Annotated in this window: 17 protein-coding genes; all 17 read right to left on the reverse strand. The window is 70.0% G+C overall.

The genetic code is table 11. The features are described 5' to 3' along the window. Positions 1–5 precede the first annotated feature (5 nt). The 17 genes from JIX56_RS04595 to JIX56_RS04670 all read right to left on the reverse strand — a co-directional run bounded on the left by JIX56_RS04595 (position 6) and on the right by JIX56_RS04670 (position 17,590). Complete coding sequence (locus JIX56_RS04595; RefSeq protein WP_257537472.1) at positions 6–128, reverse strand: DUF6126 family protein; 123 nt, start codon at positions 126–128, stop codon at positions 6–8. After that, complete coding sequence (locus tag JIX56_RS04600; protein ID WP_257537473.1) at positions 125–757, reverse strand: helix-turn-helix domain-containing protein; 633 nt, start codon at positions 755–757, stop codon at positions 125–127. Before JIX56_RS04600 ends, JIX56_RS04595 begins: the two co-directional genes overlap by 4 nt. Positions 758–849: 92 nt before the next feature. Continuing rightward, positions 850–2,259 carry an aspartate aminotransferase family protein gene (locus JIX56_RS04605; protein WP_257537474.1) on the reverse strand — a complete coding sequence of 470 codons (1,410 nt, stop codon included), beginning with the start codon at positions 2,257–2,259 and terminating at the stop codon, positions 850–852. Beyond that, on the reverse strand, positions 2,256–4,190 hold the full coding sequence (gene dxs, locus JIX56_RS04610) for a 1-deoxy-D-xylulose-5-phosphate synthase (RefSeq protein ID WP_257537475.1): 1,935 nt from the start codon (positions 4,188–4,190) through the stop codon (positions 2,256–2,258). The genes JIX56_RS04605 and dxs overlap by 4 nt, the downstream gene beginning before the upstream one ends. A 42-nt stretch (positions 4,191–4,232) precedes the next feature. Further along, a complete protein-coding gene (gene ispG, locus JIX56_RS04615) occupies positions 4,233–5,390 on the reverse strand; it encodes a flavodoxin-dependent (E)-4-hydroxy-3-methylbut-2-enyl-diphosphate synthase (protein WP_257537476.1) in 1,158 nt (385 codons plus the stop codon). Positions 5,391–5,394: 4 nt separating this feature from the next. Then, positions 5,395–6,417, reverse strand: coding sequence for an adenosyl-hopene transferase HpnH (gene hpnH, locus JIX56_RS04620; RefSeq protein ID WP_257537477.1), 1,023 nt, complete (start codon positions 6,415–6,417; stop codon positions 5,395–5,397). A 5-nt stretch (positions 6,418–6,422) separates the two neighbouring features. Beyond that, positions 6,423–7,067 carry a phosphorylase family protein gene (locus JIX56_RS04625; protein WP_257537478.1) on the reverse strand — a complete coding sequence of 215 codons (645 nt, stop codon included), beginning with the start codon at positions 7,065–7,067 and terminating at the stop codon, positions 6,423–6,425. Beyond that, entirely contained in the window at positions 7,067–9,061 is a 1,995-nt protein-coding gene (shc, locus tag JIX56_RS04630) for a squalene--hopene cyclase (protein WP_257537479.1), read from the reverse strand. The genes JIX56_RS04625 and shc overlap by 1 nt, the downstream gene beginning before the upstream one ends. Positions 9,062–9,199: 138 nt before the next feature. Next, the gene (locus tag JIX56_RS04635) at positions 9,200–10,273 is read right to left on the reverse strand and encodes a polyprenyl synthetase family protein (protein ID WP_443031767.1); all 1,074 of its coding nucleotides are present in this window, start codon (positions 10,271–10,273) and stop codon (positions 9,200–9,202) included. A gap of 68 nt (positions 10,274–10,341) precedes the next feature. Beyond that, on the reverse strand, positions 10,342–11,769 hold the full coding sequence (gene hpnE, locus JIX56_RS04640) for a hydroxysqualene dehydroxylase HpnE (RefSeq protein ID WP_257537480.1): 1,428 nt from the start codon (positions 11,767–11,769) through the stop codon (positions 10,342–10,344). Further along, positions 11,766–11,906 carry a DUF6380 family protein gene (locus JIX56_RS47920; protein WP_443031768.1) on the reverse strand — a complete coding sequence of 47 codons (141 nt, stop codon included), beginning with the start codon at positions 11,904–11,906 and terminating at the stop codon, positions 11,766–11,768. The genes hpnE and JIX56_RS47920 overlap by 4 nt, the downstream gene beginning before the upstream one ends. Next, on the reverse strand, positions 11,906–12,856 hold the full coding sequence (gene hpnD / locus JIX56_RS04645) for a presqualene diphosphate synthase HpnD (protein ID WP_257537481.1): 951 nt from the start codon (positions 12,854–12,856) through the stop codon (positions 11,906–11,908). Before hpnD ends, JIX56_RS47920 begins: the two co-directional genes overlap by 1 nt. Further along, the gene (gene hpnC, locus JIX56_RS04650) at positions 12,853–13,755 is read right to left on the reverse strand and encodes a squalene synthase HpnC (protein WP_257537482.1); all 903 of its coding nucleotides are present in this window, start codon (positions 13,753–13,755) and stop codon (positions 12,853–12,855) included. Before hpnC ends, hpnD begins: the two co-directional genes overlap by 4 nt. Before the next feature lie 431 nt (positions 13,756–14,186). After that, positions 14,187–14,963 (reverse strand): ABC transporter ATP-binding protein, encoded by a 777-nt coding sequence (locus JIX56_RS04655; RefSeq protein ID WP_257537483.1) that lies wholly within the window; start codon positions 14,961–14,963, stop codon positions 14,187–14,189. After that, positions 14,956–15,885 (reverse strand): ABC transporter permease, encoded by a 930-nt coding sequence (locus JIX56_RS04660; RefSeq protein WP_257537484.1) that lies wholly within the window; start codon positions 15,883–15,885, stop codon positions 14,956–14,958. Before JIX56_RS04660 ends, JIX56_RS04655 begins: the two co-directional genes overlap by 8 nt. Before the next feature lie 95 nt (positions 15,886–15,980). Continuing rightward, a complete protein-coding gene (locus JIX56_RS04665) occupies positions 15,981–16,853 on the reverse strand; it encodes a glycosyltransferase family 2 protein (RefSeq protein ID WP_443031770.1) in 873 nt (290 codons plus the stop codon). An 8-nt stretch (positions 16,854–16,861) separates the two neighbouring features. Next, entirely contained in the window at positions 16,862–17,590 is a 729-nt protein-coding gene (locus tag JIX56_RS04670; protein WP_443031772.1) for a CDP-alcohol phosphatidyltransferase family protein, read from the reverse strand. Between the last annotated feature and the right edge of the window lie 22 nt (positions 17,591–17,612).

Here is a 17,612-nt window from a genome sequence, read left to right on the forward strand (position 1 = left end):
CGCACTTACTGCTTGGCACCCACCTCGAACAGCAGGTAGACGAAGGCCGCGAAGAGATGGCCGACCGCGATGTAGATGATGAGCCGCACCCACAGGGCGCGGGGGAACTTCTCTTCCAGGTCGGTCATGGGGTCTCTCCAGGAGTGGTCGGCCCGAGGCACAGCGCGGCGGTCGGGCTCTGCAGCAGGGTGTGGACGAACAGGAGGTCGGCGCCGTCGCGGTCGGCGGCGGCGATGCGGTGCGGTGTCAGCGAGTCGAAGTGCGCGCTGTCCCCGGGCGCGAGGAGATGCGTGGTGTCCCCGAGGCGCAGCCGCAGCCGCCCCTTCAGGACGTACAGCCACTCCTCACCGGGATGCACGCGCACGATGTCGCCCTGTGAGCCGTACGGCACATGGACGCGCAGCGCCTGCATCCCGCGCCCGGGCGCGCCCGCCTGCCAGTACGTCCAGCCGCCGGCCTTGGTGGGTTCCCTGTCGGACGCGCGGAGTACGGCGTCCCGTTCGGGGACGCTCTCGCCGAGCAGTGCCGAGACGGTCGTTCCATAGATACGGGCCAGTGCGAGCAGCATCGGCAGCGAGGGCTGGCGCTGCCCGGTCTCCAGCCGGGAGAGGTGCGCGGGCGACAGCCCGGCGGCGCGGGCCGCTGCCTCCAGGGTGAGGGAGGCCCGGCGGCGCAGCGCGCGCAACTGCGGAGCGACGACGGGCAGTTCCCCGTCCATCGGGGGCTCGGGAGGGTGCGTACCCTCGGAAGGGCTCATGCCTCCATTCAGCCGGAGCCTTGCCCCAGGGGCAAATTTCTTGCCTCAGAGGCAAAGCCCAGCGAGGCCCCACCACCGGCGGCCCGTGCGCACTACCGGTTGGCCACCGCCTGCTTGACGAGCGTCTTGCCGAAGTCCCACATCAGTCCGCCCCCGCTGTGCGCGTCGTCCATCACCTCGGTGAAGGCCTCGACGAAGCGGTCCACCTCCCGCTCCCCGATGACCAGCGGCGGGATCAGCTTGATCACCTCCAGATGGTCGCCGGAGACCTGGGTGAGGATGCGGTGGCGTTGCAGCAGCGGCACGACGACCATCTGGGCGAACAGCCCCTTGCGGGCCGCCTGAAGCATCGTCCAACGGCTGCGCAGCTTCAGCGACCTGGGCCTGCCGAACTCGATGCCGATCATCAGGCCCCGGCCGCGTACCTCGCTGAGCAGCTCGTACTTGTCGACCAGTGCCGCGAGCCGGCTCTTCAGCAGCTCCCCGGTGGCCCGGGCACCCGCCACGATCTGCTCGTTCTCCATGACCGAGAGGACGGCGAGCCCGGCGGCCATGGCCTGGGCGTTGGACCCGAAGCTCGCCGAATGGACGAGGACACGGTCCATGGACGAGTAGACCTTCTTGAAGATCCACTCCTTGCCGAGGGTCGCCCCGACCGGGACATAGCCGCCGGAGAGCGCCTTCGCCACGCACACGAGGTCGGGCTCGACCCCGTCCTCGTGCTGGTAGGCGTAGAAGTCCCCGGTCCGCCCGAGCCCGGTCTGCACCTCGTCGACGATCAGCAGCGCCTTGTGCCGGTGCAGCAACTCCTGGGCGGCGCGCAGATATCCGGGCGGCGCCTCGTGCACGCCCTTGCCCTGGATGGGCTCGACGACGAGCGCGGCGACATCGCCTTTCTCCAACTCCCGTGCGAGGGCGTCGAGATCACCGAGCGGGACGGCCGTGTCGGGCAGCAGCGGTGCGAAGCCGTCCCGGAAGCCGGCCTCGCCGTTCACGGACAGCGAGCCGGTGGTGAGCCCGTGGAAGGCGTGGTCGCAGTAGAGGACGCGTGGTCTGCCGGTGGCGTACCGGGCGAACTTCAGCGCGGTCTCGACGGCTTCGGTGCCGCTGTTGCCGAAGAACACCCGATCCAGGTGCGGACTGTGGGTGAGCAGCTTCTCGGCCAGCAGCCCGGGCAGTGGCTGGCAGTCGAAGCGGGTCAGGTCGGCGAGCCGCGCGTCGAGCACGTCGTGCAGCGCCTTGCGGACCACGGGGTGGTGGCGGCCGAGCCCCATCACCCCGAACCCTGCGAGCATGTCCAGGTAGTCGTCACCGTTCGCGTCCCAGAAGTACGCGCCCTCGGCCCGCTCGTAGACCTTGTCGAAGCCGATGGTGTGCAGCATGCGCGGGAGTTGGTGGTTGAGGTGCCGGGCGTGGAGTTCGTAGCGCTCGGCACCGCGTTCGGCGAGGAGTCTGCCGAGGTCGAACTCCTCGGTTCCGGCGGCGGGTTCCACGGTGGTCATTGCGGTTTCTCCTTGGAAAGCTCGGCCTCGGACAGGTCCCCCTTCGCGAACGCGTCCCTGGCGGCCAGCGAGGCGCTGATCCGCCCGGCGATCTCGACCGGCGTGAGACCTATGTCCGCCAGCACCTCACCGCGCTTGGCGTGCGGCAGGAACTGCTCCGGAATCCCGAACCGCCTTACGGGTACGTCGACTTCGGCGTCCCCCAGAGCGAGAGCGACCGCCGAACCGACCCCGGCGGCCCGGCTGTTGTCCTCCACGACGGCCACCAGCCGGTGTTCGTCGGCGAGCCACGGCAGCGCCGGATCGACCGGCTTGACCCAGCGCGGATCCACGACGGTGCAGCCGATGCCCCGCGTCTCCAGCAGCTCGGCGGCCTGCAGACACACCGACGCCATCACGCCGACGGCGACCAGCAGCACCTCCGGACGGTCCGAGGACGGGGAGCGGTGCAGGACGTCCATGCCGCCCACCCGCTCCAGGGAGGGGATCTCCGGCCCCACCGACTCCTTGGGGAACCGGATCAGCGTGGGAGCGTCGTCGACGGCGACCGCCTCCCGCAGCTGCGCCCGCAACTGTTCGGCGTCACGCGGCGCGGCGATCCGCAGCCCCGGCACGACCTGGAGGATCGACATGTCCCACATACCGTTGTGTGACGCACCGTCAACACCCGTCACCCCGGCCCGGTCCAGGACGAAGGTGACCCCGCACCGGTGCAGCGCCACGTCCATCAGCAGCTGGTCGAAGGCCCGGTTGAGGAAGGTCGCGTAGACCGCCACGACCGGATGGAGCCCGCCGGTGGCGAGGCCTGCCGCCGACACCGCCGCGTGCTGCTCGGCGATCCCGACGTCCCACACCCGGTCGGGGAACTTCTCCGCGAACCTGCCGAGCCCCACCGGATGCAGCATGGCCGCCGTGATCGCGACGACGTCCTCGCGCTCGTCCCCGATCCGTACGATCTCGTCGCCGAAGACCGAGGTCCAGGACGGTCCGTCGGCCGGTGTGAGCGGTTCGCAGGTCAGCGGGTCCATGACGCCGACCGTGTGGAAGTGGTCCTCCTCGTTGGCGAGCGCGGGCTCGTACCCGCGCCCCTTCTGCGTCAGGCAGTGGACCAGAACCGGCCCGTGGAAGCGCTTGGCGCGCCGCAGCGCCGACTCGACCGCCTTGATGTCGTGCCCGTCGATCGGGCCGACGTACTTCAGGCCCAGATCCTCGAACATGCCCTGCGGCGCGAACGCGTCCTTGAAGCCCTTCTTCGCCCCGTGCAGTGCCTCGTAGACCTCCTTGCCGACGACCGGAGTGCGCAGCAGGAGGTCCTTGCCCCAGGCGAGGAACTGCTCGTAGCCGTCGGTGGTCCGCAGGGTCGCGAGGTGGTTGGCGAGGCCGCCGATGGTCGGGGAGTACGAGCGCTCGTTGTCGTTGACGACGATGATCAGCGGCCGGTCCTTGGCGGCCGCGATGTTGTTCAGTGCCTCCCAGGCCATGCCGCCGGTCAGCGCGCCGTCGCCGATGACCGCGACCACATGGCCCTTCTCCCGCCGCACCTGCCGGGCCTTGGCGAGGCCGTCCGCCCAGCCGAGGGCGGTGGAGGCGTGACTGTTCTCGACGATGTCGTGCTCGGACTCCTCGCGCGACGGATAGCCGGACAGACCGCCCTTGCCGCGTAGCTTGGAGAAGTCCTGACGCCCCGTCAGAAGCTTGTGCACATAGCTCTGATGACCGGTGTCCCAGACGATGCGGTCGACGGGTGACTCGAAGACCCGGTGGAGTGCGACGGAGAGTTCCACCACCCCCAGATTGGGCCCCAGGTGACCACCGGTCCTGGCGACCGCGTGCACCAGGAACTCCCGTATTTCCTCGGCCAGTTCACCGAGTTCCGCCTCGGTCAGCGCCTTCAGGTCGCGCGGTTGCCGGATGCTCTCCAGAATCGTCACGTCGGGCCCCCTCTCGATCCGTGCTCTCTTAAGCCCGTGTTGTCAGCTCACGGTGACCGCCGGCTCCCCCGACGCGACGCCGTCCTTCTCCATCTGCTCGGCGATCTTCATCGCCTCGTCGATGAGGGTCTCCACGATCTTCGACTCGGGGACGGTCTTGATGACCTCGCCCTTCACGAAGATCTGCCCCTTGCCGTTGCCGGAGGCGACCCCCAGGTCCGCCTCCCGCGCCTCCCCGGGTCCGTTGACGACGCAGCCCATGACGGCCACCCGCAACGGCACCTCCATGCCCTCGAGACCGGCGGTCACCTCGTCCGCCAGCCGGTACACATCTACCTGGGCCCGCCCGCACGACGGACACGACACGATCTCCAGCCGCCGCTGCCGCAGGTTCAGCGCCTCAAGGATCTGGATGCCGACCTTGACCTCCTCGACGGGCGGAGCGCTGAGCGACACCCGGATCGTGTCGCCGATCCCCTCGCTCAGCAGCGCCCCGAAGGCGACGGCGGACTTGATCGTGCCCTGGAACGCGGGCCCGGCCTCCGTGACGCCCAGATGCAACGGATAGTCGCACCGGGCGGCCAGCTGCCGGTACGCCTCGATCATCACGACCGGGTCGTTGTGCTTGACCGAGATCTTGATGTCCCGGAAGTCGTGCTCCTCGAACAGCGACGCCTCCCACAGCGCGGACTCCACCAGTGCCTCGGGCGTCGCCTTGCCGTACTTCAGCAGGAGCCGCTTGTCGAGCGAGCCGGCGTTGACCCCGATCCGGATCGGCGTCCCGTGCTCCCTCGCCGCTCGGGCGATCTCCTTCACCTTGTCGTCGAACTGCTTGATGTTGCCCGGGTTCACCCGCACGGCCGCACATCCGGCCTCGATCGCCGCGAACACGTACTTCGGCTGGAAGTGGATGTCCGCGATCACCGGGATCTGCGACTTGCGGGCGATCACCACAAGCGCGTCGGCGTCGTCCTGCGTGGGACACGCGACCCGGACGATCTGGCAGCCGGACGCGGTGAGCTCCGCGATCTGCTGCAGGGTGGCGCCGATGTCCGACGTACGGGTCGTCGTCATCGACTGCACCGACACCGGGGCCCCGCCCCCCACGGCCACCGGACCGACCTGGATCCGCCGCGTCAGGCGGCGCTCCGCGACCGGTCGGGCAGGCATCTCGGGCACGCCCAGCGACACGGCGGTCATCACATCACCCCTGGTTCCCGGAGACGGTCTCACGCATGGCGCGCAGGGACTCCTTCAGCGAGCCCATGGTGGCGAGGACGGCGGTCGGCTCGTAGCCGCAGTGCGCCATGCAGTTGGCGCAGCGCGGGTCCTTGCCCCGGCCGTACGCGTCCCAGTCGGTGTCCTCGATCAGCTCCCGGTACGTCGTGACGTACCCGTCGCTCATCAGATAGCAGGGCCTCTGCCAGCCGAAGAGCGAGTAGTTCGGGATCGCCCACGCCGTGCACGGGAAGTCGACCTTGCCCTCCAGGAAGTCGAGGAACAGGGGCGAGTGGTTGAGGCGCCAGCGCCGCCGGTTGCCGCCCGAGAAGGCCTTCTTGAACAGTTCGCGGGTCTGCTCGACGCCGAGGAAGTGCTCCTGGTCGGGGGCCTTCTCGTAGGCGTAGGCGGGCGAGATCATCATCTCGTCGACCTTGAGGTCGTCGTTGAGGTAGTTGAGCACCTCGATGATGGTCTGCGGCGTGTCGGTGTTGAAGAAGGTCGAGTTGGTGGTCACCCGGAAGCCCCGCTTCTTGGCCTCCTTGATGGCGGCCACGGCCTCGTCGAACACGCCCTCCTTCGCCACCGACTCGTCGTGCCGCTCCCGCAGCCCGTCGATGTGCACGGCGAACGCGAAGTACGGCGAGGGCTTGAAATCGTCCATCTTCTTGCGCAGCAGCATCGCGTTGGTGCACAGGAACACATACTTCTTCCTGGCCACCAACTGGCGTACGATCTCGTCGATCTGAGGGTGCATCAGGGGCTCGCCGCCCGCGATCGACACCATCGGCGCACCCGACTCCAGGACGGCGCCCACGGCCTGCGCCACCGGCATGCGCTGCTTGAGCACGCCCGCCGGGTGCTGGATCTTGCCGCAGCCCTCGCACTTCAGATTGCAGGCGTAGAGCGGTTCCAACTCGACGATCAACGGGAACTTGTCCCGCTTGCGGAGCTTCTGTTCAGCGAGATACGTCGCCACCTTGATGGACTGGCGGAGCGGCATGGCCATCTGGCTCACCTCCTGGGGAGCAGCAAAGAACGGTGCCATTCGTAGTAGGCGGGAAGAACGGCACGGAGGACGCGGAAGGCTGATATTCCACCGCGTACCGTGCTGATCCGGACCAGCTCATGTTCTGGAGCGTCCATGACCACCCGGACGGCCGCAACCGGGCGTACGCCCGATCTCACAGCGCAGTGGAGTGTGACCGCCGATTCCATGTCGACCGCGAGTGCGCCGGTCGCGAACAGATCGGACCGTTCCCGACCGCGTACGACGTGATCGGATCCGGTGAGCGGGCCGGTGTGGACCGTGCGCCCGGGCACGGCCCGCACCAGCTCCTTGACCAGCAGTTCGGTGCCCACACAGGGCGTGACGGCGCCGTCGGGGCCCCGGGTCTCGTCGGCGACCACCAGGTCACCGGGGTGCATGCCCGGGGCGAGTCCGGCGCAGAACCCGGTGGCCAGCACGGCCGCGTCACGCAGCCCCGGATCGGCGAGCAGTCGGGTGACGGACCGCTCGGCGGCCCTCGGCCCCATGCCGGTGCGCAGTACGGTGACCGGGCCCCCGGCGCCGCCCCGGTCACCGCTGCGCAGGGCGAGCTGCTCGATGCCGAGCGCGCAGGCGATCAGCAGCGGGGCCCCGGCGGCGGGCGCGTTCATCAGCTTTCCTTGGTTTTCAGGACGGCCGGCTCGCCGTTGACGTACCGGCCGAGTGCGGTGAGCGGGAAGACCTGCCGGTAGAGGTGGTAGTTGATCGAGAAGTCCCAGGGAAAGCCGGTGCCGGTGAAGTACGGCTCGTCCCAGCCGCCGTCCTCCCGCTGGGTCTGGGCGAGCCACTCGATGCCGCGCTCGGTGGCCTTGGCGTCCCGCTCCCCCGCCGCCAGCAGCGCGAGGAGCGCCCACGCGGTCTGGGAGGCGGTGGAGGCGCCCTTGCCGCCCCATTCGGCGGGGTCGGGGTAGGAGCGCAGGTCCTCGCCCCAGCCGCCGTCGTCGTTCTGCACGGTCTCCAGCCAGGACACGGCCCGGCGGATCGCGGGGTGCGCGGCGGGCAGTCCGGCGGCCACCAGCGCGGGGACCACCGAGCCGGTGCCGTAGACGTAGTTGACGCCCCAGCGGCCGAACCACGAGCCGTTCGGCTCCTGTTCGGCGAGCAGCCACTCGATGGCGCGCCGGGTGCGCGGATCGTGGGACAGCCCCTCGACCGCCAGCATCTCCACCACATGCGCGGTGACGTCGGCGGACGGCGGGTCGATCACCTCGCCGAAGTCGCAGAACGGCAGCCGGTTGGGGAACGGGCTGGTGTTGTCGACGTCGAAGGCGCCCCAGGCCCCGTTCCTCGACTGCATACCGAGGTTCCAGCGCACCCCGCGCCGGATGGCCTTCTCGACGCGTTCCGGGTCGTGGTGTTCGACCCGGCGGAGCGCCAGTACGACCTCGGCGGTGTCGTCGATGTCGGGGTAGTTGTCGTTGTGGAACTCGAACGCCCAGCCGCCGGGCGGCAGTTGGGGACGCTTGATCGCCCAGTCGCCGGGCCGGACGATCTCCTCACCGAGCATCCAGTCGGCGGCCTTGACGAGTTGGGGATGGTCGGCGGGCAGTCCCGCGTCGGCGAGGGCGATGGTGGCGAGACAGGTGTCCCACACCGGCGACTGGCAGGCCTCGATCATCCGGGCCCCGTCCTCGCGCCACACGGCGAACCGGTCGAGGGACTCCAACCCGGCTCGCATCACGGGGTGTTGGAGGTCGTAGCCGAGCAGGTGCAGCGCGATGACCGAGTAGACGGCGGGAGGCTGGATGCCGCCCCAGCAGCCGTCGTTCTCCTGCCGCTCGATGATCCAGCGGGCCGCGCTGTTCATGGCCGCCTTGCGCAGCCGCTTCAGCGCCACCTTGTGATAGCCGTGCAGCAGCTTGTCGAGTCTCTGGAAGGCGCCTTCCCAACTCCCCAGCGGCTCCAGGGGCTTGGGCGGGTTCGGTCGCCCCGGGTCGGTGTGCAGCTCGTCGAGCGGGAACGGTGCGGGCCGTACCGGGCGCTTCGCCGAGACGACGGTCAGCGGCACGATCGTCTGGCGGGCCCAGCATCCGAAGTCGTAGATGTTCAGCGGCATCCACTTGGGGAAGTAGACGATCTCCGGCGGCATCTCCGGCAGGTCGTCCCACTTCCACCATCCGAACAGGGCGAGCCAGATGCGGGTGAAGACCCGGGCGGCGGCGATCCCGCCCCGCTCCCGGATCCACGCGGACGCCTTCGCCATGTGCGGCTCGGCCGGGTCGTCCCCGGCCAGCCGCAGCGCGACGTACGCCTCGACGGTGGCGGAGAGTTCGGGCGGGCCCCCGTAGAAGGTGGCCCAGGTTCCGTCCTGCCGCTGCTCGCCTCTGATGAAGAGGGCGGCGGCCTGGGTGGTCTTCTCGTCCCGGATGCCCAGGAACTGACGGAGCAGCAGATCCTCGGCGTCCATGGTGACGTTGGTCTCCAGGTCGCCCTTCCACCAGCCCTGGGCGTCCTGTCGGGAGAGCAGGTAGGCGGTGGCGCGCCGTATGGCGTGCGCGGCGGCGTCCTGGACCCCTGCCGCCACCGGGGTGTCGTGGTCGGTGTCGCTGGCCGCGGCAGCGCGGGGCAGCGGTGCCCCGGTGCTTCCGTCGGTCGTCGCTGTCATGGCTTCCCCTTCGTGCAGTGGACGGATCTCTCTGCGGTGGGTCAGCCGTCGGCCGGTGCATGTCCGGTGACATGGCACCGGCCGGCGACTACGCGAGGGCTATTCGACCGATAGTGGTCGGCTTCTGAGGGATGGCGATCATCTCTTCCGTACGACGACGAAGTCGGCGAGTGCCGCGAACTGGTCCCGCACCCGGTCGGGCATCCGGATCGAGTCCAGTGCCTCGATGGCGTTTCCGTGCTGGCGGCGGGCTTCCTCGGCGGTCCACTCCCGGCCGCCCGCCTCCTCGATGAGGGCGGCGCGCGCGGCGAACTCCTCCTCGGAGAAGTTCTCGAAGTCGCTGCTCTTGGCGTCGGCGGCGAGAAGCTCGCCGAGCTGCTCCGAGGCGGGGCCGCCGGCCGCGAGGGCGGCCACGACCGGCAGGGACTTCTTGCGCTGGCGCAGATCGCTCCAGGTCTGCTTGCCCGTGGAGACCGGGTCGCCCCAGATTCCCAGCAGGTCGTCGACGGCCTGGAAGGCGAGGCCGAGGTGGTAGCCGTACTTCTCCAGTGTGTCGGCGGTGCGGTCGTCCGCGCCGCCGAGGACCGCGCCGATGGAGCAGGCGCAGGCGAGCAGGGCGCCGGTCTTGTTGCCCTCCATCTCCAGGCACTCCTCGACGGTGACCCGCTCGCGGTGCTCGTAGGAGATGTCCTGGGCCTGCCCGTCGATGAGCGCGCGGGTCGCCGTGGTGACGCGGCGGGTGGCGCGGGCCGCCTCGGCGGTGCCGAGTTCGAGGAGGATCTCGTTGGCGAGGACCATCAGGGCGTCGCCGACGAGGATGGCCTGGGCGGGGCCGTGCACCTTCCAGACGGTGTCGCGGTGGCGGCGCTGTTCGTCGCCGTCCATCAGGTCGTCGTGCAGCAGCGAGAAGTTGTGCACCAGCTCCACCGCGACCGCGCCGGGGATGCCGACCTCGGGTGCGGCGCCGGTGACCTCGGCGGACATGACGGCGAGCGCGGGACGTACGGCCTTGCCGCCGTCGCCGTCCGCCGGGTTGCCGTGGGCGTCGATCCAGCCGAAGTGGTAGGCGGCGACGGTGTCCATGGGGGGCGCCAGCCGATCGACGGCCGCCCGCAGCACGGGGGTGGCCAGGGTCCGCCCGCGCTCCAGGAGCGCGGTCACGTCCACCGCGGTCCTCGCAGCGGCCGTCACGGCCGGGGGCACAGTGGGCACAGTCTCTCCAGATGTCGATGTGTTCGCGGTACCGAGAGCGCGGGAACCGGTCCGGTGCGCTTCGAGCGTCACGCTGCCTCCTCGTAGTCGAAGAGGAGATCTCGGGGCCGGCCCAGAGCGGACAGTGCGGCGGCCGCCGCACCGATACCGCTGCGGACCGCGCTCTCCATGGTCGCGGGCCACCCGGTGGCGGTCCACGCTCCGGCCAGGTACAGGCCGGGGGCCTTGGTGCGGGCGCCGGGCCTGAGCCGTCCGACGCCGGGGGTGGGGGCGAACGTCGCGGTACGCTCCCGGGTCACGAAGAAGTCCTTCACCTCCGCGCCGCGCGTGGAGGGCAACAGCCGCTCCAGCTCGGGCAGATACCGCTCGCGCAGTGCCGACACGGGCGCGTCGATCTCGTCCTGCGCGGCCGACTGCGACAGCGCCAGGTACTGGCCCCCGCTCAGCCCGGACGCCTCGGTCCGGTCGAAGACCCACTGCACCGGGGAGCCGAGCGCCGCGAAGAACGGCTTGCTCAGCACCTTCCGGTCGTACACCACATGGACGTTGAGGATCGGCGCGGTGCCGATCTCCAGCAGCCGCCCGGGCTCGTCGAGCGCGCCCTCGGGCAGCAGGTCGTACGTCTCGCGCTGCGGCACGGCGAGGACGACCGCGTCGACGTCGAGGCTCTCACCGGGCACCTCGACCCGCCAATTCCCGTTCACCTGGGGGGAGATGGAGGTGACGCGAGTACGGAGTTCGGTACGGACGCCCGCCGAGTCGAGCGCCTTGCGGGCCAGCCGGTCGTGCAGTTCTCCCAGCGGGACATGGGCCCAGCCGATGTCGGCCGCACCCGGGTCGGACAGCAGACCCGTCTTGAACACCATCGCGGCGAGCCCCAGGGAGGCGTCCTGGGCCACCGCGTTGAGGGTGGCGACCCCCACGAGGTCCCACAGTGCCTCGACGGCACGCGCCGACTGGCCGTGCGCGGCCAGCCAGCTGCCGAAGTCCCGTTCGTCCAGCGCGGGATCCGCGAGGTCGAGCGCCTTGAGCGCCAGTGCGGCACGCCCCACTCCGGCGCGCTCGGTGAGCGAGAGATGGGTGTACGTGGCCAGGCTGCGCCCCAGATGCAGGGGTACGGGCAGCGCGTCGCGCCGCAGTCTGCCGAGCCGCCGCCCGGGCCTTGCCCCGGCGTCGAGAACCGGCACGTCGAGACGATCCTGCAGCGGTGCGAGCGCGGCGCCGTCCACGCGGTCGAGGAACCAGCGGTAGGCGGTGCAGCACCGCAGATACACATGCTGTCCGTTGTCGACGGTCAGATCGCCGCGCTGGAAGGAGAAGGCGAGCCCGCCGAGGCGCGGCCGCCCTTCCAGGAGAGTGACCCGCACGCCGGCGTCGGCGAGCGAGAGCGCGGCGGTGATGCCCGCCAGCCCCCCGCCGACCACCACGGCCGTGCTCCGGGAGCGGCCCGTACCGTCCACGTCCAGCAGTCCCTCGGACTGTGCGCCGTCGGTCATCGTGCACCCTCCCCTGCCGGTCCGCCGGGGTGTCGGATCGGCCTGCGGCAGACCGTCGCAGTCAGGGACGCCTCCATGTCGCGGAGGGTTGCGTACCACTTTTCCCCGATGGGTTCGCCTTGGACCGGATTGTCCATCAGACACGCCTCCTGACGGTACGGCGCGACACATGGCGGGCGTCCAGACCGGACAGGCCGCGTACGGCGACGTAGGCCTTCTCGCGGCCGGGCAGCGAGACCCGGCCGCGCAGCACGGCCTCCGGCTCGCGCTCGATGCGGTCGAGCAGCCGTCGGTAGATGCCGGCCATGGCGGCGACACAGGCACCGCTGCGCCGGTCGAGCATCGGCAGCAGGCGGTAGCCCTCGGCGAAGAGGGCGCGGGCCCGGCGCACCTCGAAGTGCACCAGACCCGCGAAGTCGGAGTCGGCCGGCGGGAGCGGCCCGGCGAACCCGGCCGAGCAGCCGAATTTCGCGAGGTCGTCGGCAGGCAGATAGGTACGGCCGCCCAACGCGTCCTCCCGAACGTCCCTGAGGATGTTGGTGAGTTGGAGTGCGAGCCCGAGGGTGTCCGCGTACTCCGGCGCGCGTTCCGCGCCGCGCGCCCCTGGTTCCGTGCCGAAGACGCCGAGCGAGAGCCGCCCGATGGCACCGGCGACACAGCGGCAGTAGACCTTCAGGTCGTCCCAGGTCTCATAGGTCTCGCCGCGTACGTCCATGAGGACACCGCCGATGAGTTCGTCGAGGGCGTCGAGCGGGATCGGGAAGGTCCGCCCGGCGTGGGCGAGGGCCACCGCGACAGGGTCCGTGTCGTCCTGGTCGACGGAGCCGTCCCGGACCCGGGTGAGCAGCGCTCTGGTCTCCTCCAGCCGGGCCGCCTTGACCTCGACGGCGAGCGCTCCGTCACCGATGTCGTCGACGCGCCGGGAGAACGCGTACAGCGCGGACATCGCGCGGCGCTTGGGTGTCGGCAGCAGTCTGATGCCGTAGGCGAAGTTGCGGGCCTGCCGCCCGGTGACGGCCTCGCAGTAGCTGTAGGCGGCGAGTACCGGTGGGGACGCGTGTGGTTCCGACTCCACAGTCCGGATCACCCCTCTCCTCGCAGGGTCGCGCCCACCTCGCGCAGCAGCCGGAGCTTGCCGGGCTTGGGCGGGCCGGGAAGTACGTCGAATTCGGCGGCGGTGATCGCGTGGACGGCCGCCCTTCCTCCCGCCACGAACCCCGCGAGGAGCAGCCTCAGCCTGCCGTGGACGCTACCCACGAGGGGGGTGCCCTCATTCAGGAGATCACGGGCGCGTTCCGCCTCGTACGCGACCAGCGCGCGCACCGATGCGCCTGCTGTGGGAGCGGCGAGGTCCGCCTCCTGGACGTGAAAGCGCTTCATGTCCGCGGCGGGCAGATAGACACGGTCGCGGCCCAGGTCCTCGGTCACGTCCTGGAGGTGTTCGACGATCTGCAGGGCGGTGCAGATCGCGTCGGAGTGCCGGACCCGCTCGGGGGTGCTGGTGCCGGTGACGGCGAGGACCAGGTGGCCGACCGGGTTGGCGGACAGCCGGCAGTAGGCGAGCAGGTCGTCATAGCTCTCGTACCGCTTGACCAGCTGGTCCTGGCGGTTGGCGGCGATCAGGGCGAGGAACGGCTCCGGGGTGAGGCAGTGGCGGCGGACGGTGTGCTGGAGTCTGCGCAGCAGTGGGTGGTTCGGGGTGGCGTCGAAGACCCTGTGGAGGTCGGCCTCGAAGGCGTCGAGGAGGAGCAGCCGGTCGTCGGCGTCCTGCGGGGGGACGCCCAGGAGGCGGGCGTCGGCGCCGCCGGGGGCGAGGTCGCCGTCGCCGATGTCGTCGACGAGGCGGGCGAAGCCGTAGACGGCCATCAGGTCCTCGCGCCAGGCCCTGGGCAGAAAGAAGGGGGCGACGGGGAAGTTCTCGGCGCCGGCCTTGTCGAGGGTGTCGCGCTCCGGGTCCCCGGTGCGCGCCGTCCCGGTTTCGGTCACCGCCCGTCACCCGGCGCGGGAACGGCAGAAGCGTGGTTGAGCTGGGGAGTCTCCGTAGCCATGGCCGTCACATCTCCCGTTCTACACTGCCTACCCAATACGCACTATTTCGGACACGCCGCCCAGTGGGCGGCGTCTGCGGCTGATGCCGGGTGTCGCGCATTATGGACCCACTTGCCGCGATTCGGCACCGGTACAGCTTACGTTGTACAACGCCCCATGCTCCGTCGGGGTGTCCTGCACATCACAAGAACGCACCGATTGCCCCCAAGATTCCTATGGGTGGCCGGAGTTGACGCTTCCTTGCCGGAGTTGGCGATTCCTTTGCGGATGCCGGGCTCCGGCCTCCCTCAAGGACGCCGCGTCCCGGTATCCCTTGCAGACGCCGGGCCCCGCCGGAGCAGTTCCAGCGGGGCCCGGGTCGTCTCGGACTACTTGCCCGTGAACTTCTCGTACTCCTTCAGAACCTCGTCGGTCGGGCCGTCCATGCGCAGCTCGCCGCGTTCCAGCCACAGGACACGGTCGCAGGTGTCGCGGATCGACTTGTTGTTGTGACTGACCAGGAAGACCGTGCCGGCCTCCTTGCGCAGCTCGCGGATGCGGGCCTCGGAGCGCTTCTGGAAGTTGCGGTCACCGGTGGCGAGGGCCTCGTCGATCATCAGGACGTCGTGGTCCTTGGCCGCGGCGATGGAGAACCGCAGACGGGCCGCCATGCCGGAGGAGTAGGTGCGCATCGGCAGGGTGATGAAGTCGCCCTTCTCGTTGATGCCGGAGAAGTCGACGATGTCCTGGTAGCGCTCCCTGATCTGCTCGCGGGACATGCCCATCGCGAGGCCGCCCAGGATGACGTTCCGCTCGCCCGTGAGGTCGTTCATCAGGGCGGCGTTGACGCCGAGCAGGGAGGGCTGGCCGTCGGTGTAGACCTTGCCCTTCTCCGCGGGGAGCAGGCCGGCGATGGCACGCAGCAGGGTGGACTTGCCGGAGCCGTTGGAGCCGATCAGGCCGATGGCCTCACCGCGGTAGGCGACGAAGGAGACACCCCTGACGGCGTGCACCTTGCGCACACCCCGCGCCGCGTCGTCGGAGCCTCGCTTGATGATGCGGCTGAGGGCGGCGGTGGCGCTGCCCTTGCCGGTCTTGGCGCCGTTGACGCGGTAGACGATGTGCAGTTCGTCCGCGATGACGGTGGGGATGAGTGCCTCAGCCACGGCCGTACCTCTCCTCCGCCTTCCAGAAGTACACGAAGCCGCCGAGCGCGATCAGTACGGCCCAGCCGCCGGCGACCGCCCACACGTGCGGGGGCAGGTTCTCCGAGCCGTAGCCGTCGATCAGCGCGAAACGCATCAGGTCCATGTAGATCGCGGCCGGGTTCCACTGGAGGATGTCGGCGATCCACTTGGGGTGATCGGCGAGCATCACCGGGATGGAGAACATGACGCCGGAGGCGTACATCCAGGTCCGCATCACGAACGGCATCAGCTGCGCGAGGTCCGGGGTCTTGGAACCCATGCGGGCCATGATCAGCGCGAGGCCGGTGTTGAACAGGAACTGCAGCACCAGCACGGGGACGATCAGCAGCCAGGACAGCCGCGGATAGCTGCCGAAGCCGACCGCGACACAGAACAGCACGATCATCGAGAACAGCAACTGCTGGAGCTGCTGGAGCGCGAAGGAGATGGGCAGCGAGGCACGCGGGAAGTGCAGGGCGCGCACCAGGCCGAGGTTGCCGGAGATCGCACGGACGCCCGCCATCACCGAGCTCTGTGTGAAGGTGAAGACGAACACACCCGTGACCAGGAACGGGATGTAGACCTCGCGCGACATGCCCCGGTCGGCGTTGAGGATCAGGCCGAAGATCAGGAAGTACACGAGCGCGTTGAGCAGCGGAGTGGCCACCTGCCACAGCTGGCCGAGCTTGGCCTGGCTGTACTGCGCGGTGAGCTTCGCCTGGGAGAAGGCGAGGATGAAGTGCCGTCGCCCCCACATCTGGCGGACGTACTCGGCGAGTCCGGGCCGGGCGCCGCTCACGGCGAGCCCGTACTTGGCGGCCAGTTCCGTGGCGGAGAGCCCGTCGTCGGGCGACGGACGGTCGCTCACCACAACCCTGCCGTCATGCGTTGTCTCACTCACAAATGGAAACTTTCGTCCTCAAAGTGCGCAGCCTGGTCGGGCCGAGGTAGAAACCTGGACCGGGTACGGCCGAATGCTCTCAGATTTCGAGCTTGTCAGATGACGGGAGGTCGGCCCAGTCGGGTCAGCCGCCACACCGTACGCCACTTCATGGGGCGGCGGGCGCCGCAGGGGCTCGTCCAGCCCTCCTTGAAGCCGCCGAACCAGGCTCTCAGGGCCGGGCCGGAGGGCTTGCGGAGCAGGGTCAGGAGCAGCCAGGCGCCCAGGTAGACCGGGACGAGGGCGGCCGGGAGGTTACGGCGCGCGAGCCAGACGCGGTTGCGCGCGACCATGCGGTGGTAGACCGCGTGCCGGGAGGGCGCGGTCGTGGGGTGGTACAGCACCATGTCGGACCGGTAGTCGATCATCCAGCCCGCGTCGAGGGCCCGCCATGCCAGGTCGGTTTCCTCGTGCGCGTAGAAGAATTCGTCCGGGAGGCCGCCGACTTCGGCGAGGACCTGGGTGCGTACGGCGTTGGCGCCGCCGAGGAAGGTGGTGACCCGGGAGGAGCGCATCGGGTCGGAGGCCCGCAGCCGGGGCACATGGCGCCGCTGGGTCTCGCCGGTGTCGGGGTCGGCGATGCGGAAGCTGACGATGCCGAGCTTCGGGTCGTCCTCGAACGCCTTGCGGCACAGTTCGGCGGTGTCGTGGTGCGCGAGCAGGCCGTCGTCGTCGAGGAAGAGGAGGACGTCGACGTCCCGGCCGCTGGGGCCGAACGCCTCTATGCCTATGTTGCGGCCGCCGGGGATGCCGAGGTTCTCGGACAGCTCGACCGTCCGGACGCCCTCGGGGACGTCCGGGACGGGCGAGCCGTTGCCGACGACGACCACCTCGACCCGGTCGCCGTCCTGCTTGGCGACCGAGTCGAGAAGGGCGCGGAGTTCGTCGGGGCGGTTGCCCATGGTGATGATCACCGCGCCGACCTTCATGCCGCCGCTCACTTCAGCCTGCTGGAAGCGAGGATGGACACCAGGTGCAGCAGTGTCTGGAGCAGCGCGATGCCCGCGAGTACGGCGACGCCGAGCCGCGAGAAGTACAGGTCGCCCCTGGCCTGGTCCACGACCGCGAGCACGAGGATCAGCAGGGAGGCCTCGACGCCGAGGATCAGCCGGTGGAACTTCAGGGCGGCGGCGGCCTTGCGGGCCAGCGCCATACCGGAGGTGCGCGGCTCGGAGGCCGACTCCTGCACCGGCGGCTTCCCGGTCTGGTGCCGGGCGACACCGACGAGGTCGGTCTCGGCCTTGATCAGGATCGCGCCGAGGGCGGCGAGCGTGCCGAGGAAGGCCCACAGCCAGTCGATCCGCCCGGTGCCCCACAGGTCGGCGGCGCGCAGCCCGAAGCCGACGAGCACGGCCGCGTCGCACAGGTAGGCGCCGACCCGGTCCACGTAGACGCCGGCCATCGAGAACTGCTTGCGCCAGCGGGCGATCTCGCCGTCGACGCAGTCGAACAGCAGATACAGCTGGACCATCAGCACACCGAGGACGGCGCCCGTGATGCCCGGCACCAACAGGGCAGGCGCGGCGAGGACGCCGAAGACGGTCATCAGGTAGGTCAGCTGGTTGGGCGTGACCCGGGTGTTCACCAGGTGCCGGTCGATGCGCAGCGAGATTTCGCGCATGTAGAGCCGGCCGGCCCAGTGCTCGCCGCTCCGCCGGTCCTTCACACCCGGGGGGTGAACGACCGGG

Source organism: Streptomyces sp. CA-210063, from assembly GCF_024612015.1.
In the GTDB taxonomy this organism is placed as follows: domain Bacteria; phylum Actinomycetota; class Actinomycetes; order Streptomycetales; family Streptomycetaceae; genus Streptomyces.

What these genes read in the sequence shown, in the direction of transcription:
- JIX56_RS04595 (WP_257537472.1), bottom strand. Translation starts at nt 128, where the DNA reads ATGACCGACCTGGAAGAGAAGTTCCCCCGCGCCCTGTGGGTGCGGCTC.
- JIX56_RS04600 (WP_257537473.1), bottom strand. Translation starts at nt 757, where the DNA reads ATGAGCCCTTCCGAGGGTACGCACCCTCCCGAGCCCCCGATGGACGGG.
- JIX56_RS04605 (WP_257537474.1), bottom strand. Translation starts at nt 2,259, where the DNA reads ATGACCACCGTGGAACCCGCCGCCGGAACCGAGGAGTTCGACCTCGGC.
- ispG (WP_257537476.1), bottom strand. Translation starts at nt 5,390, where the DNA reads ATGACCGCCGTGTCGCTGGGCGTGCCCGAGATGCCTGCCCGACCGGTC.
- hpnH (WP_257537477.1), bottom strand. Translation starts at nt 6,417, where the DNA reads ATGGCCATGCCGCTCCGCCAGTCCATCAAGGTGGCGACGTATCTCGCT.
- JIX56_RS04625 (WP_257537478.1), bottom strand. Translation starts at nt 7,067, where the DNA reads ATGAACGCGCCCGCCGCCGGGGCCCCGCTGCTGATCGCCTGCGCGCTC.
- shc (WP_257537479.1), bottom strand. Translation starts at nt 9,061, where the DNA reads ATGACAGCGACGACCGACGGAAGCACCGGGGCACCGCTGCCCCGCGCT.
- hpnE (WP_257537480.1), bottom strand. Translation starts at nt 11,769, where the DNA reads ATGACCGACGGCGCACAGTCCGAGGGACTGCTGGACGTGGACGGTACG.
- JIX56_RS47920 (WP_443031768.1), bottom strand. Translation starts at nt 11,906, where the DNA reads ATGGACAATCCGGTCCAAGGCGAACCCATCGGGGAAAAGTGGTACGCA.
- JIX56_RS04665 (WP_443031770.1), bottom strand. Translation starts at nt 16,853, where the DNA reads ATGAAGGTCGGCGCGGTGATCATCACCATGGGCAACCGCCCCGACGAA.